The organism is Marinobacter sp. (assembly GCF_040882185.1).
Classification (GTDB): Bacteria; Pseudomonadota; Gammaproteobacteria; order Pseudomonadales; family Oleiphilaceae; genus Marinobacter.
On record NZ_JBBEBW010000027.1, the window covers coordinates 1 to 15568 of the forward strand.

At 56.0% G+C, this 15568-nt stretch carries 17 protein-coding genes; 11 read left to right on the forward strand and 6 right to left on the reverse strand.

The genetic code is table 11. From position 1 onward, the window contains the following. Positions 1–234: 234 nt before the first annotated feature. The 9 genes from WEB64_RS14170 to WEB64_RS14210 all read left to right on the forward strand — a co-directional run bounded on the left by WEB64_RS14170 (position 235) and on the right by WEB64_RS14210 (position 5763). The gene (locus tag WEB64_RS14170) at positions 235–504 is read left to right on the forward strand and encodes a type II toxin-antitoxin system Phd/YefM family antitoxin (RefSeq protein WP_368065659.1); all 270 of its coding nucleotides are present in this window, start codon (positions 235–237) and stop codon (positions 502–504) included. After that, positions 505–813, forward strand: coding sequence for a type II toxin-antitoxin system RelE/ParE family toxin (locus WEB64_RS14175; RefSeq protein ID WP_368059691.1), 309 nt, complete (start codon positions 505–507; stop codon positions 811–813). 220 nt (positions 814–1033) lie between these two features. Further along, positions 1034–1354, forward strand: coding sequence for a hypothetical protein (locus WEB64_RS14180; RefSeq protein WP_368059689.1), 321 nt, complete (start codon positions 1034–1036; stop codon positions 1352–1354). 163 nt (positions 1355–1517) lie between these two features. Continuing rightward, positions 1518–1799, forward strand: a complete 282-nt coding sequence (locus WEB64_RS14185) for a type II toxin-antitoxin system RelE/ParE family toxin (RefSeq protein ID WP_368059687.1) — start codon at positions 1518–1520, stop codon at positions 1797–1799. 14 nt (positions 1800–1813) lie between these two features. Further along, positions 1814–2128 carry a HigA family addiction module antitoxin gene (locus tag WEB64_RS14190; protein WP_368059685.1) on the forward strand — a complete coding sequence of 105 codons (315 nt, stop codon included), beginning with the start codon at positions 1814–1816 and terminating at the stop codon, positions 2126–2128. 202 nt (positions 2129–2330) lie between these two features. Continuing rightward, a complete protein-coding gene (locus WEB64_RS14195; protein WP_368059683.1) occupies positions 2331–2708 on the forward strand; it encodes a nuclear transport factor 2 family protein in 378 nt (125 codons plus the stop codon). 17 nt (positions 2709–2725) lie between these two features. Next, positions 2726–3148, forward strand: coding sequence for a PaaI family thioesterase (locus tag WEB64_RS14200; RefSeq protein WP_368059681.1), 423 nt, complete (start codon positions 2726–2728; stop codon positions 3146–3148). Positions 3149–3223: 75 nt separating this feature from the next. Then, complete coding sequence (locus tag WEB64_RS14205; RefSeq protein WP_368059679.1) at positions 3224–4435, forward strand: NAD(P)/FAD-dependent oxidoreductase; 1212 nt, start codon at positions 3224–3226, stop codon at positions 4433–4435. Positions 4436–4518: 83 nt separating this feature from the next. Next, positions 4519–5763: a TIGR03862 family flavoprotein gene (locus WEB64_RS14210; protein ID WP_368059677.1), complete on the forward strand. Its 1245-nt coding sequence runs from the start codon at positions 4519–4521 to the stop codon at positions 5761–5763. Between the two features lie 47 nt (positions 5764–5810). Here WEB64_RS14210 and katG read toward each other — a convergent pair whose 3' ends face one another. Further along, a complete protein-coding gene (gene katG, locus WEB64_RS14215; protein WP_368059675.1) occupies positions 5811–8042 on the reverse strand; it encodes a catalase/peroxidase HPI in 2232 nt (743 codons plus the stop codon). Positions 8043–8262: 220 nt separating this feature from the next. On the opposite strand from katG, the gene WEB64_RS14220 reads away from it, so the two are divergent. Beyond that, complete coding sequence (locus WEB64_RS14220; protein ID WP_368059673.1) at positions 8263–9405, forward strand: zinc-binding dehydrogenase; 1143 nt, start codon at positions 8263–8265, stop codon at positions 9403–9405. 12 nt (positions 9406–9417) lie between these two features. Here the strand turns inward: WEB64_RS14220 and WEB64_RS14225 are convergent, their stop codons facing one another. After that, positions 9418–10305 carry a metal-dependent hydrolase gene (locus WEB64_RS14225; RefSeq protein WP_368059671.1) on the reverse strand — a complete coding sequence of 296 codons (888 nt, stop codon included), beginning with the start codon at positions 10303–10305 and terminating at the stop codon, positions 9418–9420. Between the two features lie 295 nt (positions 10306–10600). Here WEB64_RS14225 and WEB64_RS14230 point away from each other — a divergent pair, with 295 nt between their 5' ends. Beyond that, positions 10601–11035, forward strand: coding sequence for an NINE protein (locus WEB64_RS14230; protein WP_368059669.1), 435 nt, complete (start codon positions 10601–10603; stop codon positions 11033–11035). A gap of 23 nt (positions 11036–11058) precedes the next feature. Here the strand turns inward: WEB64_RS14230 and nirD are convergent, their stop codons facing one another. From nirD to WEB64_RS14250, 4 genes are all read right to left on the reverse strand, one after another. Then, positions 11059–11427 (reverse strand): nitrite reductase small subunit NirD, encoded by a 369-nt coding sequence (nirD, locus tag WEB64_RS14235; RefSeq protein ID WP_368059667.1) that lies wholly within the window; start codon positions 11425–11427, stop codon positions 11059–11061. Positions 11428–11438: 11 nt separating this feature from the next. Beyond that, positions 11439–13943, reverse strand: a complete 2505-nt coding sequence (gene nirB, locus WEB64_RS14240) for a nitrite reductase large subunit NirB (protein ID WP_368059665.1) — start codon at positions 13941–13943, stop codon at positions 11439–11441. A gap of 362 nt (positions 13944–14305) precedes the next feature. Beyond that, on the reverse strand, positions 14306–15019 hold the full coding sequence (locus tag WEB64_RS14245; RefSeq protein WP_368059663.1) for a hypothetical protein: 714 nt from the start codon (positions 15017–15019) through the stop codon (positions 14306–14308). A gap of 83 nt (positions 15020–15102) precedes the next feature. Then, a partial coding sequence (locus WEB64_RS14250) for a TonB family protein (protein WP_368065660.1) occupies positions 15103–15568 on the reverse strand: 466 nt, incomplete at its 5' end.

A 15568-nucleotide genomic window follows, 5' to 3' on the forward strand; every position in this document is an offset into this window, starting at 1 on the left:
TCCATACACGTTCAATCGGGTAAAACCCATTGAACGGTGATCTTCCCACAGGGGAGTTTCACCCCATTAGTTCATGCCCATGCTGGGCGTACACCAGGTCAGTCACGGCGACGTCTACTACATTGCGGCTTCGCCGCCATCCCAAAGCCGCGCGTGAGCCGGGCGTTATATTTCTTGATCGCACCTGTTAACTGGTGCTATTAATAGTACCAAAATATTGACCGAGTAATCACTATGGAAGTGAAGTTTTCCGAGGATGTCATTCCTCTATCAGACCTGAAGATCAATCCCGGAAAGGTGGTTGGTCGAGCGCAGGATACCCATCGCCCAATCCTGCTTACCAGTCGTGGACGCGGTATAGCTGTTGTTCAGGGGCTCGAGGATTATGAGAGAACCGCAGAGGAATTACGGTTTGTAAAGGCGGTGGCGCAGGGGCTTATGGATGTTCGCGAGGGCAACACTGTATCGTTGGAGGACGCCAAGAAAACGTTGGGCATCAAGTAAATGGAATTACGCATCGCACAGTCCGCTCTTGAGGACTTACAGGCTATTCAGGAGTACAACACAGATCGGGATGTGCCACATACCAGGGATGATTTCGTGGCTGCTGTCCTTGAGCATTGTGGAATGCTTCAACTCCACCCTGATGCTGGCCGAGTTGTTCCGGAATTCAACCTGGATCATATTCGCGAGTTGATCCACGCGCCATTTCGGGTTGTCTACCTCAGGCAGGCTAAAGAGGTTGTGCTCATACGAGTCTGGCGGAGTGAGAGGCAGCTCGAATTACCAGAAAACGAAACACCGCTAACCTGAAAGCGCTATATCTTCTTAAAACCACGGCTGATGATTTTTTTGAGAAGTTGGGCTATGAGGCGCTATCTCGTTCGGATGCTCCGAGCACCATCTCAGCAACACAGCAATTTTTGGGGTTATGCCCGGACTCGTCTATTTTCATGGGTAAAGGGCTTGGCGCTAATCAAGTGTTGCACCGGACGAGCTGGTGAACCCGGTGCTAGAGTTCAGAGGGAATATTATGAAGAAGCTTCACTTGGCAATCTCCACGGACAACATAGAAGAAACTATTGCTGATTACTCTGTTCGTCTGGGGGTACAGCCATGTTCATTCATTCCCGGCGAATATGCTCTTTGGCGGACGGAGTCTTTAAACCTTTCCGTGCGCCAGGGCCCTGCCTGTGAGGCTGGCTCTCTGAGACATTTGGGCTGGGAAGACCCTGTGGCTCCAGCGTTCTCGCAGGATACTGATGTGAACGGCATTGTTTGGGAGCGATTTACTGCTCAGCATCAAGCTGATGAAATTAACGAGATATGGCCAGCAGCAAACTATCAGCCGTGAAAGCTAACTAATCGTTCAAGTGCGTTCCGGCCTGCGGCCTCCACCGGACGCCCTTTCTGTGGCGCTTTTGGCACCATTCCAAGGTCGCTGCTTAACATTGGCGTTATGCAGTCATTTTCAATCCTCGTTGACGGGTGTCACGTGACACAATACACTTCATCCTATGATCAAATCCTTCGCTGATAAACGAACTCAGGAGCTGTACTCCAAAGGCAAATCAAAGAAATGTCCTACGGATGTCGCACCGAGAGCCGCCAGAAAGCTTGAATACGTTAACCTGGCTGAACAGCTGGAGGACTTGAAAGTGCCGCCCGGCAATCGCCTTCACCCATTATCGGGAAACAGGCAGGGGCAGCATGCAATTTCAATAAACGATCAGTGGCGTATCTGTTTTCGTTTTGAGGATTGTGATGCGTATGAGGTCGAAGTGTATGACTACCACTGAGTGAGGTGATGACTATGGCTATACCTAATACTGGCGGCATACAGCGCAAGCCGACTCACCCTGGTGAAATGCTGAGAGAGGATTTCCTGCCGGACTATGACCTGACGGTAGCGGGGCTGGCTAAGTCTCTGGGTGTCTCTCGCCAGTCAGTGAATGAATTACTGCGCGAGCGCCGTGCTGTCAGTCCCGAAATGGCGCTTCGGCTTGCTCGTTTGTTTGGTAACTCTCCGGAATTCTGGCTGAATGCACAGCGATCTGTTGATCTTTGGACGGCGGCCCAGTCGGTCAAGAAAGAAGTGGATCGGATCAAGCCGCTACATGCTGCATAACCAAGCCATGCACCGGATGCCAAACCCGCCACTTCGATGCCGGTTTGTCACCGAAAATGGCAGGCGGAAGTAAAACAGAGTCTACAGGCTCATTGTCACCGCATCTTTTGTTAGTATACAAGTGAGTGGGATACGCGATTCTTACCCGTCTGCGCGAATCCGGACCTCCCAACCGACGCCGTTATGAAATTGGAGTTTATTCATGCAGCCAAAGGACATCGTGGCGCAGTTCATTGCTGATATCCACGACCAGCGTCTGGATGAGGCAAAGACCTTGTTAGCTGCTGAGGAATTTGAATATGTGGGGCCGAATATGCGGTTCCTTAACCGGGATGACATGCTGTCCTATCAATTCGGTATGTTTGCTATCCAGAAAGACCTGATCCTCCGTCAGCTTAGTGCCGAGGGCGAGCATGTGTTCGCGATTCTGGATTACCGGACCAACTTTGAACCGATCGGGGATGTGCGGCTTGCCGTCTGGTTTCGTGTCCGGGAGGACAAAATTCAGACGGTTGAGGCTTTCTATAATGCGGCCGTGGTCGAAAACATGCTGGGTGGCAACCTGCCTCCGGCTAGCTAGTTAAAACGAGTAACTTTATGAGTGATATCGAGCGGCGAATCTCCGACAGCTTCCGCGCCCAGGGCCTCATGGCAACTCTGGGTGCAGAGCTGGCTCACGTCGCTGAGGGTGAAGTGCATATTACGCTGTCTCCGCGTCCGGAGTTGAGCCAACAACATGGCTACATCCATGCTGGCGCCCTTACGAGCGTTCTTGATAGCGCATGCGGCTATGCGGCCATGACCGTTGCGCAACCTGGTTTTAACGTGCTGACCGTGGAGTTCAAGGTCAACTTCATGCGGCCTGCCCGTGCAGACAGATTTGTAGCCGTCGGGAAGGTTACGAAGGCGGGGAAGACGATAACGGTGTGTCAGGGAGAGATCTTTGCTGAAGAGGGCTCGCAGCGGGAGGCCATCGCCATTATGCAGGCGACAATCATTAATGTGCCGGGTAGTACGTGACAGCGTGAAATCGCCTGGGGGGCCTATACTGCATGCGGGGAGGCTCCCACTGACTGTCACAAAAAGGACTAAGACATGGATCTGAAAAGTGGTTATCCGTTCTGGGCAGTGAAAAATGGCCTTATGTGTGCGTTTCCCCAGCTCAAGGCGGATATTGGTTGTGATGTGGTTGTTGTAGGAGGTGGTATTACCGGATCGTTAATCGCCGACGAGCTGGGCAAAAACGGCTTTGATGTGGTGGTGGTTGAACAGCGTGATATCGCGTGGGGCAGTTCCGCTGCAAGTACGGCATTGCTGCAGTACGAGATTGACACCCACATGGTCGATCTGGCCCGGCTGTACGGCGAGTTTCACGCAGTGGCAGCCTATAAGGCCTGTGCAGAGGCGATCACGGACCTACGTGATCTCGCCCACGAGCTGGGCGATGTGGATTTTGATATGCAGGAAAGCCTGTATTACGCCAGCAAACGGGGTGACAAGACGGCGCTGCGTGAAGAATACGATCTGCGTCTAAAACACGGATTCGACGCTCAATGGCTGGATGCGGGCAGCTTGAAAGGACGTTTTGGCATCAAGGCGCCCTGTGCAATTTTGACCAAACTGGCGGCCCGGGTTGACCCTTATCGTATGGCTTCCCGGTTGTTACTTCGGCTGGCAGAGCGCGGCGGCCGAGTATTTGATCGCACGGTGATTGATACCATCGAGCCCTCCGACGACAACGTAATCCTGCGAACACCGGAAGGCTTCCGGATTCAGGCCAGACACGTGGTGATGGCGGCGGGGTATGCATCGCAGAAATGGCTGAAGCAGTCGGTGGCGAAGAATCGCAGCAGCTACGCCTTTATTACCGACCCGCTGGAAGCGTCAGATCTGGGCTTGTTGGCCTCCACCATGATTTGGGAATCTGCCAGGCCTTACCTGTATATGCGCACCACCGGCAATGGCCGACTGTTAGTGGGCGGGGATGACGACGATACAGACATCCCGGCACGTCGTGACAGACGGGTTGAAGGCAAGGCCAAGGGCCTGAGCCAAAAAGTGAAGAAGCTGTTTCCCGACCTGCCGATGCGCCCTGCGTTTTCCTGGGGCGGTACGTTCGCGGAAACCGAGGACGGCCTGCCGTTTTTCGGTGAGCACCCGCAATACGGTCCCAGGGTGCAGTTCGCCATGGCGTATGGCGGCAACGGCATCAGCTACAGCATGATTGGAGCGGGTTTGCTGAGGGCCAATATTGAAGGCCGCACGCACCCACTGGCTGCCTTGTTCGGGTTTTCCCGAGTAGGCTAGTGTCCCGTTCGGCTGGGGCCATATCTGACGCGATATTCCCTCAGAGTGTATCCTCCTTTTACCTTTACTGACCCAGATTCGCTATGATTGAAAGTCTCTCTTCCCCTGTTATCGCCGTTGTTGGCGCTGGCCCTGCCGGCCTGCTGGCGGCCGAGGTGATCGCCCGCGCAGGCTACCCCGTGGCCGTGTTTGATGCCAAACCGAGTGTTGGCCGCAAACTCCTGCGTGCCGGCATCGGTGGCCTGAACCTGACGCACGCTGAGCCGCTCCCGAGCTTCGTAACTCGCTATGGCGAACGCACCGGGCAGGTAGCGCCGATGCTGGACAGGTTTGGGCCTGCGCAATTAGTGGAGTGGGTTCAGGGTCTCGGTATCGAGACGTTTGTCGGTTCGTCCCAGCGTGTGTTTCCGGGGGACAAGAAGGCCGCACCTTTCTTACGTGCCTGGCTGAAACGTCTTCGCGGCCTGGGCGTCGAGTTTCACATGCGTTGGCGCTGGCTGGGTTGGCAGGATGGTGCCTTGCAGTTCGATACCCCTGACGGCGTTCAGTGTGTTCACCCCCGAGCCACCGTGCTGGCTTTGGGCGGGGCCAGCTGGCCTGAGCTGGGCTCCGATGGCAAATGGGTATCAGCACTTGAGCAGCAAGGACTCCGCGTCGCGCCTCTGAAACCCAGTAATTGCGGATTCCAGGTAAGCTGGAGTGACCACTTCCGAGAGCGTTTTGTACGTCAGCCAGTCAAGTCGGTGAGGGCCGCTCTGAGCCTTGAAGATTCTGACCAACAGGACTGGCACAGCGGCGAATTGATGGTCACCGGGGACGGGCTCGAAGGTGGTCTGCTCTATGCGCTGTCGGCTGTTGCTCGCGAACAGGTTGCCCAATATGGACACGCCACGGTATTGCTCGATCTGAATCCCGGCCGAACTGAGGCCCAACTGGTGGAGCGGCTTTCCCAGCCCCAGGGTCGTCGTTCATTGGCCAAGCATTTGAAGAGTAAGGCCGGCATTGATGGTGTCAAAGCAGGCCTGCTGAGAGAGTTCTGTGCCAACTCGGTGATGAACGACCCGAATCAACTTGCCCGCCATATCAAACGGCTTCCTGTGCCCTTGGGACAGCCCTTTGCTGTCGACAGGGCTATTAGCAGTGCTGGTGGCGTGCGGTTTGAAGACCTCACCGACGATCTGATGCTAAACAGGCTGACGGGTGTATTCTGTGCGGGAGAGATGCTGGACTGGGAGGCTCCCACGGGCGGTTATCTACTGACCGGATGCTTTGCCAGTGGCTGGGTTGCGGGCACGGGTGTGGTCACGTTTTTGCAAGCTTCGGATTAAACAAAAAAGGCCCAGCGATTAACCGGGCCTTCTCTGTTTAGCTGTGCTTACACCAGATCAAAACGATCTGCGTTCATCACCTGGGTCCAGGCAGCTACGAAGTCCTTAACGAACTTTTCTTTGGCGTCAGACTGGGCATACACCTCAGCGATGGCGCGCAGCTGTGAGTTGGAACCGAAGATCAGGTCCGCACGGGTGCCGGTCCATTTCACTTCACCTGTCTTCCGGTCCTTGCCTTCAAACAGGTCGGCTTCCTCGGACGTCGGCTGCCACTGGGTGTTCATGTCGGTCACGTTCACGAAGAAATCGTTCGTAAGCTTGCCGGGGGTTTTCGTGAGCACGCCATGGTTAGCCTGCTTGTAGTTGGCGCCCATTACTCGCAGGCCGCCAACCAGTACGGTCAACTGTGGCGCGCTCAGGCCCAGCAACTGCGCCTTGTCGATCATCATCTCTTCAGCAGCGACGGTGAACGCGGTCCGGCTGTAGTTGCGGAAACCATCCGCCTCTGGCTTCAGAGGATCAAAAGATTCCACGTCGGTCAGTTCCTGTGTGGTATCCGTACGTCCTGGCGCAAAAGGCACATTTACGTTGTGGCCAGCGTCTTTCGCTGCTTTCTCCACCGCTGCAGTACCGCCAAGTACGATCAGGTCCGCCAGAGACACTTTCTTGGAGCCGGATTGGGCGTCGTTAAAGGCCTTCTGAATACCTTCCAACGTCTGCAGTACTTTCGACAGCTGCTCCGGCTGGTTAACGTCCCAGTCCTTCTGCGGAGCCAGTCGGATTCGAGCGCCGTTGGCACCACCGCGCATGTCGGAGCCCCGGAAGGTAGAAGCGGAGGACCAGGCCGTGTAGACCAGTTCAGAGACACTCAGACCGGAGGCAAGGATCTTGCTCTTCAGTTCCGCGATGTCCTGGTCGTTGATCAATTCGTGATCGACTGGCGGAACAGGGTCTTGCCAGATCAGGTCTTCGGATGGTACTTCCGGGCCGAGGTAACGTGATTTTGGTCCCATGTCACGGTGAGTCAGTTTGAACCAGGCACGGGCAAAGGCGTCAGCGAACTCGTCCGGATTCTGGTGGAAGTGCTCGCAGATTTTGCGATATTCAGGATCTTCACGCATTGCCATGTCAGCGGTCGACATCATGATGTGGACGCGCCTGGATGGATCTTCAGCATCCGGAGCATGGTCCTTTTCTGCCAGGCCCTTGGCCTGCCACTGCTGGGCACCGGCGGGGCTTTTGGTGAGTTCCCACTCGTAGCCGAACAACACATCAAAGTAGCTCATGTCCCACTTGGTCGGTGTCGGTGTCCAGGCACCTTCAAGGCCACTGGTGATGGAATCGCGGCCTTTACCGCTACCGTGGGTGTTCTGCCAGCCAAAGCCCATGGCCTCCATTGGAGCGGCTTCCGGCTCAGGGCCTACGTTGGACGGATCGCCAGCACCGTGGGTTTTACCGAAGGTGTGACCACCCGCGGTCAGAGCGGCTGTCTCGTAGTCGTTCATCGCCATACGAGAGAAGGTTTCACGAATGTCACGCGCGGAAGCCAGGGGGTCGGGGTTGCCGTCCGGGCCTTCCGGGTTAACGTAGATCAGACCCATCTGAACGGCGGCTAACGGGTTTTCGAGCTCCCGGTCGCCTGAGTAACGGCTATTAGGCTTATCGCTCGTGGCCAGCCACTCTTCCTCTGCCCCCCAGTAGATATCTTCTTCCGGCTGGAAAATGTCGGCGCGCCCGCCAGCGAAACCAAAGGTCTTGAAGCCCATGGATTCAAGCGCCACGTTACCGGTGAGAACGAACAAGTCCGCCCAGGACAGTTTATTGCCATACTTCTGCTTGATTGGCCACAAAAGACGACGGGCCTTATCTAGGTTGCCGTTGTCGGGCCAGCTATTGAGCGGAGCAAAGCGTTGGTCACCAGAGCCTGCGCCGCCACGGCCGTCGCCGGTACGATAGGTACCCGCAGCGTGCCAAGCCATACGAATAAAGAAAGGACCATAATGACCGTAGTCTGCTGGCCACCATTCCTGGGAGTCGGTCATCAGGTTGGTGAGGTCTTGCTTCACCGCTGCCAGATCGAGCTTTTTGAATTCTTCCGCGTAATCAAAGTCTTCACCCAGAGGGTTAGACTTCGGAGAATGCTGGTGCAGGATAGAAAGGTTCAGCTGGTTTGGCCACCAGAAGTTGCTACCAGTGGCTTTGCCACCCGTCTGCGTTCGTGACCCGTGCATGACAGGGCATTTGCCCGCTGATTCTGTGTTGATGTCCAATGCGTCCATATTTTGTTCTCCAACTCTCTCGACGTTTATTTGCGGAATTGAACCGTAGGTAGACTATAGAACAACTTTAATCTATTAGTTAAAGATGTTTTATGCACTGATGCTATAGGTTTTAACTATTTAAAGTCAGTTTCTTTTCCAAACGGTTGCACGAACAAATATAAAGTACTGAAATACCGCATACCCGACGCTCAACACTCAACAGAGGGAGGGTCCTACGATGATCCCCGACATCATGAAGGCTATGGTTCTTACCGGTCATGGCGGTCTCGAGGCACTGAAGTATCAGGATGTAACCACGCCAACGCCAGCAGCCGGTCAGGTTCTGGTGCAGGTAACAGCAACCGCCAAAAACAACACTGACCGAAAAGCTCGGGAGGGCCTTTACCCCACTAAAAAAGGTGAAATGCAGTCTTTTCAAATGGGTGGCAAGCCGACGCTGGTATTCCCCCGGATTCAGGGTGCGGACATCGCGGGCCGGGTGGTGGCTGTGGGTGCCGGAGTTGATGAAAGCCGCATCGGTGAACGCGGCTTGCTGGATTTCAATATCTACGCCAATGATCGTCGGGATATCAATTTGACGCCGGATTATTACGGCCACGGTGCCGACGGCGGCTACGCGGAATATGCGGCCTTGCCCTCGGATCAGTTTCATCACATTCCCAATCCGGATCTGACGGATGCGGAGCTGGCATCCATGGGCATGTGTTCCTACCAGACCGCCATGCATATGGTGACTTCAGCCAATATCCAGGCCGGGGAACGGGTGCTGGTGACTGGCGCCAGCGGTGGTGTCGGCACTGCCTTGATCCAGCTTTGTCGCATTATCGGGGCGGTTCCCTATGCCCTTAGCCAGCAGGACAAAGCTGTGCCGCTATTGGAGTTGGGGGCGGAAGCGGTGCTGGACCGCTCTGATATGGATAGCTTCGTTGACCGGGTTAAAGAAGCCACCGGTGGCAAGCCAATGGATGCAGTGATGGACCTTGTTGGCGGCGAAATGACTGACCGTTTCATCGATATCATGATCTTCGATATGAACGCCCGGAGCACCTACCCGCGCCTCAGCATTGCCGGTGCCAGTGGTGGCAACATCAGCGAGATTCTCTGGACCCGGATTTATCTGTACCAGGTACAGATTTTCGGCGTCTCCCATGGCACCCGGGAAGAAGCGGAGCAATTGATGACCTGGATACGCAGCGGCCAGCTTAAGCCGGTACTTCACGGCGCTTTCAAACTTTCGGAACTGCACCGCGCTGAGGAATACTTCGTCAACCGGAGTAGCAACTACCTCGGTAAAATCGTGATCGTGCCGGACTCACAATGGCAGACGCACGGCGAAGCCTGGGCTGTGCAGACCGGCTGAGCGAGAGTCTCCTCAGGGCCTGCGTTTGGCGTCTTTTCGGTACTCGGGCGTAATGTAAACACTGACCTGATCTTTGAACCGGGCGATCAGATCACTGTTGTCATGTTGCCAGGGGTGAAAGTCCGGGCGGAAGTAATCCAGCCAGGCGGGTATCAGGCTGGAGAACGTCCCGTTCCTGCCCCACATCCGCCACAAGCCTTGAGCACTATCCTTGAGGGTAAAATTCTTGCGATCATTCAGCATCATGCGGCCGGTGAAGGCGGTGGCAACGAGTCCCAGCATGGCAGTGCTGAAGGCCAGATAGAAGGTGCGCTCTGCATAGGTGCCGCCTACCTCCTGAAAGACATCAAAGGCGACGCCTTTATGTTCGGTTTCCTCAATCGCATGCCAGATCCATAACGGCCGCATACTTTCATCCATATCGTTCCGCAAATCATCCCGCGCCAGCAGTACATCGGCCATCATGGCTGTGAGGTGTTCAAGGCCGCAGGTGATGGCGAGTTGGTGGCGTTTGGGTAGATTCCTGGAGAGATCCAGAATCACTTTCAGGCTCTGCTCCAACGCCTCCACCGGAATACCCTGATCACGGACATGCTGGTTCATGGCCACGTGTTCGAGTGAATGCATGGCCTCCTGGCCGATAAAACCACGGATTTCCTTTTCCAGCTCCGGGTCACTGATCTGGCCTCGAAAATGCCGCACAGAGTCCACAAAGTACTGTTCGCCAAGGGGGAACAATACCGAGAGTGCATTCATGGTGTGGCTGAGAGTGTAATTGTTCGCGGCCCAGTAACGGGGAACCTGATCGCCAAATTCAAACCCCATGCGCTGTGGTTTGATGTCGATCTCATTCGGTTTACGAGCGACAGCTTTATTCCTTGTGCTTGATGTTTTTGGCATAAAATTTCCTTTGCACGGTGTGCACTTGGCTGGCGTAACGTGAGCGTGAGGAGAATCGGCAATACCGTCGCCCCAGGCGGCATGATAGCATCCGAAATCATGATGCGCGTCTACGAACATCGCAGATTGAGGGGTGGGCGACCGGGAAATGTTTTGAAATCGGTATTTGAGGGCTGAGCTATTTAACCGCTGTTGTAAACTAACCAGCCGGTCAGAGAAATTGCGTATGAGCGCTGCCACGCGGACCTGTCACACTTCAGCAGCACATTCTTCCAATTATTGCGCAAGGGTTGTTATGAACAACAGACCGGATACACACAGCAAGCTCATCGGTTATCTGCTCTGGATTTTCGGATTCCTGGGCGCCCACCGTTTTTATTACGGCAAACCCATAACCGGGACCATCTGGTTCTTCACCCTGGGGTTGCTGTTCATCGGCTGGATTATCGACTTTTTTTTGATCCCGGCCATGGATCGCGAGGCGGACAGCCGGTTTAACGAAGGCGACACCAGTTACAACATCAGTTGGACTCTGCTGACGTTCCTGGGGGTTTTCGGGGTTCATCGCATGTATATGGGTAAGTGGATTACCGGTGTTATCTATCTGCTTACCGGCGGCTTGTTCCTGCTTGGCGTGCTGTATGACTTCTGGACCCTGAACAGCCAGATATCTGACAAGAATGCTGGCCTGCTTCAGGGCGGTCAGGTGAACAGATTGTTCAACCAATAGTCCGACCGTTAAATAGCTGCCAGTCAGGCCGCCTGCTGACCCTGGCTGGAAACCGGTATTTCCAGTCTCACCTGATCACCATCCACTAGCGCGCAGAAGACGGGTACACGGATGCTATCGTCTTCCAGGCACTGTCCTGTCAGCAGACTGAAGTGCTGCTTGTAGATCGGCGAGGCCACCACTGGCTCACCTTTGATGTCACCGGTAATGCCCCGGGCCAATACGTCGGCACCGCTGCAGGGGTCAAAGTGTCCGATGGCAAACAGGGCGGGCAGGCGGTCCGGCAGGTAGAACAGGGCTACCGGGCCGGTGCTGGTCCAGACTGCGATGCCGGAATCCGGCACCAGATCACTGATGTTACAGACGATGTGCCATTGGGTACGTGGTTTCATGACTCTTCTCCTTAAGCGGGTTCGGTGACAGGCCGACGCTGACCGCGCTCTTCTGTCCATTGCTGTACCGGGTCCTTACGCTCGTCATTGACGAACTCCCGGAAGCGTTTGCGTTTCTCGGGATCTTCCACAGCGGTTTTCCATTCACACTGATAGGTGCCCACCAGGCCCTCCATGTGGTTTTCCAGTTCCAGCCCAATACCGAGGCTGTCCTCAAGCACCACCTGCTTGAGATAGTCCAGGCCACCTTCGAGATTCTCCATCCACACGCTGGTGCGCTGCAGGCGATCAGCGGTACGCACGTAGAACGTCAGTACCCGGTCGATGGCGCTGATCAATTCCTGGTCGTTCAGATCGGTAGCGAACAGATCCGCGTGACGCGGGCGCATGCCGCCATTGCCGCAGACGTACAGGTTCCAGCCGTTTTCCGTCGCGATCACGCCGATGTCCTTGCTCTGGGCTTCGGCGCATTCACGGGTACAGCCGGAGACCGCCATCTTGATCTTGTGGGGTGAGCGCAGGCCTTTGTAGCGGTCCTCCAGGAAGATCGCCATGGCTACGCTGTCCTGCACGCCGTAGCGGCACCAGGTGTTGCCGACGCAGGACTTCACCGTGCGCAGGGATTTGCCGTAAGCGTGACCGGTCTCAAAGCCGGCCGCGATGAGTTTTTCCCAGATCTCCGGTAATTCGCTCAGAGTGGCGCCGAACAGGTCGACCCGCTGGCCACCGGTGATTTTGGTGTAGAGGTTGTACTCCTTCGCGACCTGACCCAGCACAATCAGCTTGTCCGGGGTAACTTCGCCACCGGGTATACGCGGTACAATGGAGTAGGTGCCGTTCTTCTGCATGTTGGCCATAAAGGTGTCGTTGGTGTCCTGCAACGGCACGTGGTCGGTGGCCAGGATGTGCTCGTTCCAGCAGGTCGCCAGAATGGAGGCCACTGTAGGCTTGCAGATCTCGCACCCCCGGCCTTTACCGTGAGACTTGATCAGGGTATTGAATGTGCGGATGCCGTTGACTTTGACCAGGTGAAATAGCTCTTGCCGACTGTACGGGAAGTGTTCGCATAGGTCTTTGTTGACCTCCACGCCCCGTTTTTCGAGCTCGTTCTCGACCACCGATTTGAGCAGCGCGGCACAACCACCGCAGCCTGAACTGGCCTTGGTTTCAGCCTTTACGCCGGCAAGGTCACCACAACCGGCCTCAATAACACCGCAAATATCACCCTTGCTGACGTTGTGGCAGGAGCAGATGGCGGCGGTGTGGGGCAGGGCATCCGGTCCCAGGGCCGGGGCGCCGCCTTCACTTTCCGGCAGGATCAGCATTTCCGGATGTTCCGGAAGCTCGATCTCGTTGAGGGCATACTGCAGCAGAGTGTCGTAAGGGCCGTTGTCCCCCACCAGGATGGCCCCGAGCAGTCTCTTGCCATCGGCGCTGATCACCATCCGACTGTAATGCCCTGCCGCTTCATCGTTGAAACGGATGTTGCGGGCGCCTTCGGTCTGGCCATGGGCGTCGCCAATGGAACCCACATCCACACCCAGCAATTTGAGTTTAGTGCTCATGTCCGCGCCGGTGAAGGCAGCGTCGGGATCATCATTAAGACAGGCCGCCAGGGTACGGGCCATGGTGTAGCCGGGTGCCACCAGGCCGTAGATACGTTGCTCCCAGAGGGCGCACTCACCAATGGCATGAATGTGAGGGTCAGAAGTGGCGCAGCGATTGTCCACTATGATGCCACCGCGTTCGCCGACCTCCAGCTCAGCGGATCGCGCCAGGGTGTCCTGAGGCCGAATGCCGGCAGAGAACACAATCAGGTCGGCTTCCAGATGACTATCGTCGCTGAAGTTCATCCGTAACCGCGCTTCTTCACCAGGCACGATGGCGGTAGTGGCTTTCTCAGTGTGCACTTGCACACCCAGTTCCATGATCTTGTGCTTGAGCACCGCACCGCCGTCCGCGTCCAACTGTACGGGCATCAGCCGGGGGGCGAATTCCACCACGTGGGCTTGCAGCCCAAGCTGTTTGAGAGCGTTGGCCGCTTCGAGGCCCAACAGGCCACCGCCAACCACCACACCGGTTTTGACGCCTTCGGCGCTGGCCTTGATGGCATCCAGGTCTGCCAGGGTACGATAAACGAGACAATGGGGCTGGTCATTGCCCTCGATGGGTGGCACGAACGGGTAAGAGCCGGTCGCCAGAACCAGTTCGTCGTAAGGGTAATTTCCTTGCAGCGTGGTGACGTGCTGCTGGTCCCGGTCAATGCCTTTAACCTGTTCGTCCAGGTGCAGATCAATACCTTTTTCGCTGTACCAGTCCAGGGTACCCAGAGCGAGATCGCTGTGGGTTGAACCGCCGAAGTATTCAGACAGATGTACGCGGTCATAAGCCAGCAGCGGCTCTTCGCCAAATACGATGATCTGATATTGAGTAGCCGCAGGCGTGTCTGCAAACTGTTCCAGAAAATGGTGGCCGACCATGCCGTTGCCGATGACGATTAAGGTTTTCTTGCTCATGGTATGCACTCTTTCAGTATTCGATCAGTCGTGATCGATAAATTCAGGCTGCTTGTTCACAATAGGCCGGGCCGAAGACAAGGCTGGACCGGAAGTCGCTGATGTCTGACCGGGACGTTCATTCTTAATCGTTACTTAGTGATACCTTAGCGATATCCGTGCCATGCGGGAATAATTTTATAAAACAGAAGGTTGAGCAGTATTTTCGGTGGTTGAGTTACAAGTCTGTGCCCTTTCATAGTCCATTTTCTGCGCATTCTGCACCGTCCTGGCGCAAGTTGGCCGGGATAGCCCGTGGCGAATCTGAGGCGGAATAAAGGGCGCTTTACCGGGCGGGTGCGGGCATTCCTGAGCTCAAATCACTACTCAACCAACGTCTGAGGAAGTCGGCGTAGCAATTGCGGCGGCACCCGATAGCGTAAACCCTGCCAGCGGCCAGTTCCGTCAACGGTGCAGGTTTTGCGGTTGATGCGACGAATCACCCCTTCAGTTTGCCGTTTTCCGCTGCCGAACATAACGGTGTCACCCACCTGCCATGTTGATAACATTTCCCGGGGGCTGGTTATCTCAAAAGCTGAGTCCGGAAGCTCTATGCCCTGATCAGCCGCGTCTGCCAGTAGACGCTCGCGCACGGCAATGGCGGCTCCGCTGACGTGGAGCTCATCCAGAATCTCGTAGAAGTGCCGGTTGTGTACAGAGCCCCGGTGACGTTTTCCGGCCACATGTTGCAGCAGGTGTGCAAACTCGTGGCAGCAGGTGTGAGCCAGCAGGTTTGCGGTGGAGAGCTCGCCGTCGAAGTATCTACGCCGCTGGATTTCCCGGCTCGAGAGCCAGCCGGCAGCGGTATCTGGTCGATGCTTGGCGACGATCATACGCGCCCCATAGGTAATATTGTGCTGACGACCCTGAGGGTGGAACCGGTGATAGGTTGCCTGGCCGGAGCCGACACGGCAGGCCAGTTTCGAACCTGGGTGGCGCTGGCGAATCCGGCCCCGGGCGGGTTGCCAGAGCACGTCAGTGGTTACGTGACAGAGCAGTTGGCCCAGATGTTTTGCTTGTAAAATGCTTAAAGGCATGGGTCTGGCCACAACCTCATTTTGGTTGGCAGGTGGCGGGAGCATACCCTGTCTGCTGCAAGCGGGAAATACAGGGCGTTTCCCTACCGCAGGCTGAATCTTACTGGCAACTGAAAACTGAACGTCTCGCCTTGCATGTCTTCCGGTACCGCTGGTAGCGGTGCTGCTGCTGCCAGCATCCCCAGGGCGGCCTCGTCCAGCAGGTGATGGGATGACCCTTCGCTCAAACTGTAATCCAGCAATTCCCCCTGCCGGTTAAACCGGAATAGCACGACCGGGGTGCCCTCCATGTTGAGCCGTTGGGCCCGACGGGGATATTCCCTGTGTCTGCTCAGGTGGCGAGCCAATCGGGTCAGGTATTGGTCGATATTGGAGGACGAACCAGCGCGGAGTTCCACCTGCTCCGGGCTCTCCTCGGCCTGTTCTTCCGTCGGCTCAGCATCAGAAACCTTTTGCTCAGGGCTTGCATCCTGGGTTGGCGGCGCCACACTTTCTGGCTCTGGCTCTGGCTCTGGCTCTGGCTCTGGCTCTGGCTCTGGCTCTGGCTCT

Bases quoted from the DNA above. Each gene is read 5' to 3' on its own strand.
- WEB64_RS14170 (WP_368065659.1), top strand. From the start codon at position 235: ATGGAAGTGAAGTTTTCCGAGGATGTCATTCCTCTATCAGACCTGAAG.
- WEB64_RS14175 (WP_368059691.1), top strand. From the start codon at position 505: ATGGAATTACGCATCGCACAGTCCGCTCTTGAGGACTTACAGGCTATT.
- WEB64_RS14180 (WP_368059689.1), top strand. From the start codon at position 1,034: ATGAAGAAGCTTCACTTGGCAATCTCCACGGACAACATAGAAGAAACT.
- WEB64_RS14185 (WP_368059687.1), top strand. From the start codon at position 1,518: ATGATCAAATCCTTCGCTGATAAACGAACTCAGGAGCTGTACTCCAAA.
- WEB64_RS14190 (WP_368059685.1), top strand. From the start codon at position 1,814: ATGGCTATACCTAATACTGGCGGCATACAGCGCAAGCCGACTCACCCT.
- WEB64_RS14195 (WP_368059683.1), top strand. From the start codon at position 2,331: ATGCAGCCAAAGGACATCGTGGCGCAGTTCATTGCTGATATCCACGAC.
- WEB64_RS14200 (WP_368059681.1), top strand. From the start codon at position 2,726: ATGAGTGATATCGAGCGGCGAATCTCCGACAGCTTCCGCGCCCAGGGC.
- WEB64_RS14205 (WP_368059679.1), top strand. From the start codon at position 3,224: ATGGATCTGAAAAGTGGTTATCCGTTCTGGGCAGTGAAAAATGGCCTT.
- WEB64_RS14210 (WP_368059677.1), top strand. From the start codon at position 4,519: ATGATTGAAAGTCTCTCTTCCCCTGTTATCGCCGTTGTTGGCGCTGGC.
- katG (WP_368059675.1), bottom strand. From the start codon at position 8,042: ATGGACGCATTGGACATCAACACAGAATCAGCGGGCAAATGCCCTGTC.
- WEB64_RS14220 (WP_368059673.1), top strand. From the start codon at position 8,263: ATGATCCCCGACATCATGAAGGCTATGGTTCTTACCGGTCATGGCGGT.
- WEB64_RS14225 (WP_368059671.1), bottom strand. From the start codon at position 10,305: ATGCCAAAAACATCAAGCACAAGGAATAAAGCTGTCGCTCGTAAACCG.
- WEB64_RS14230 (WP_368059669.1), top strand. From the start codon at position 10,601: ATGAACAACAGACCGGATACACACAGCAAGCTCATCGGTTATCTGCTC.
- nirD (WP_368059667.1), bottom strand. From the start codon at position 11,427: ATGAAACCACGTACCCAATGGCACATCGTCTGTAACATCAGTGATCTG.
- nirB (WP_368059665.1), bottom strand. From the start codon at position 13,943: ATGAGCAAGAAAACCTTAATCGTCATCGGCAACGGCATGGTCGGCCAC.
- WEB64_RS14245 (WP_368059663.1), bottom strand. From the start codon at position 15,019: ATGCCTTTAAGCATTTTACAAGCAAAACATCTGGGCCAACTGCTCTGT.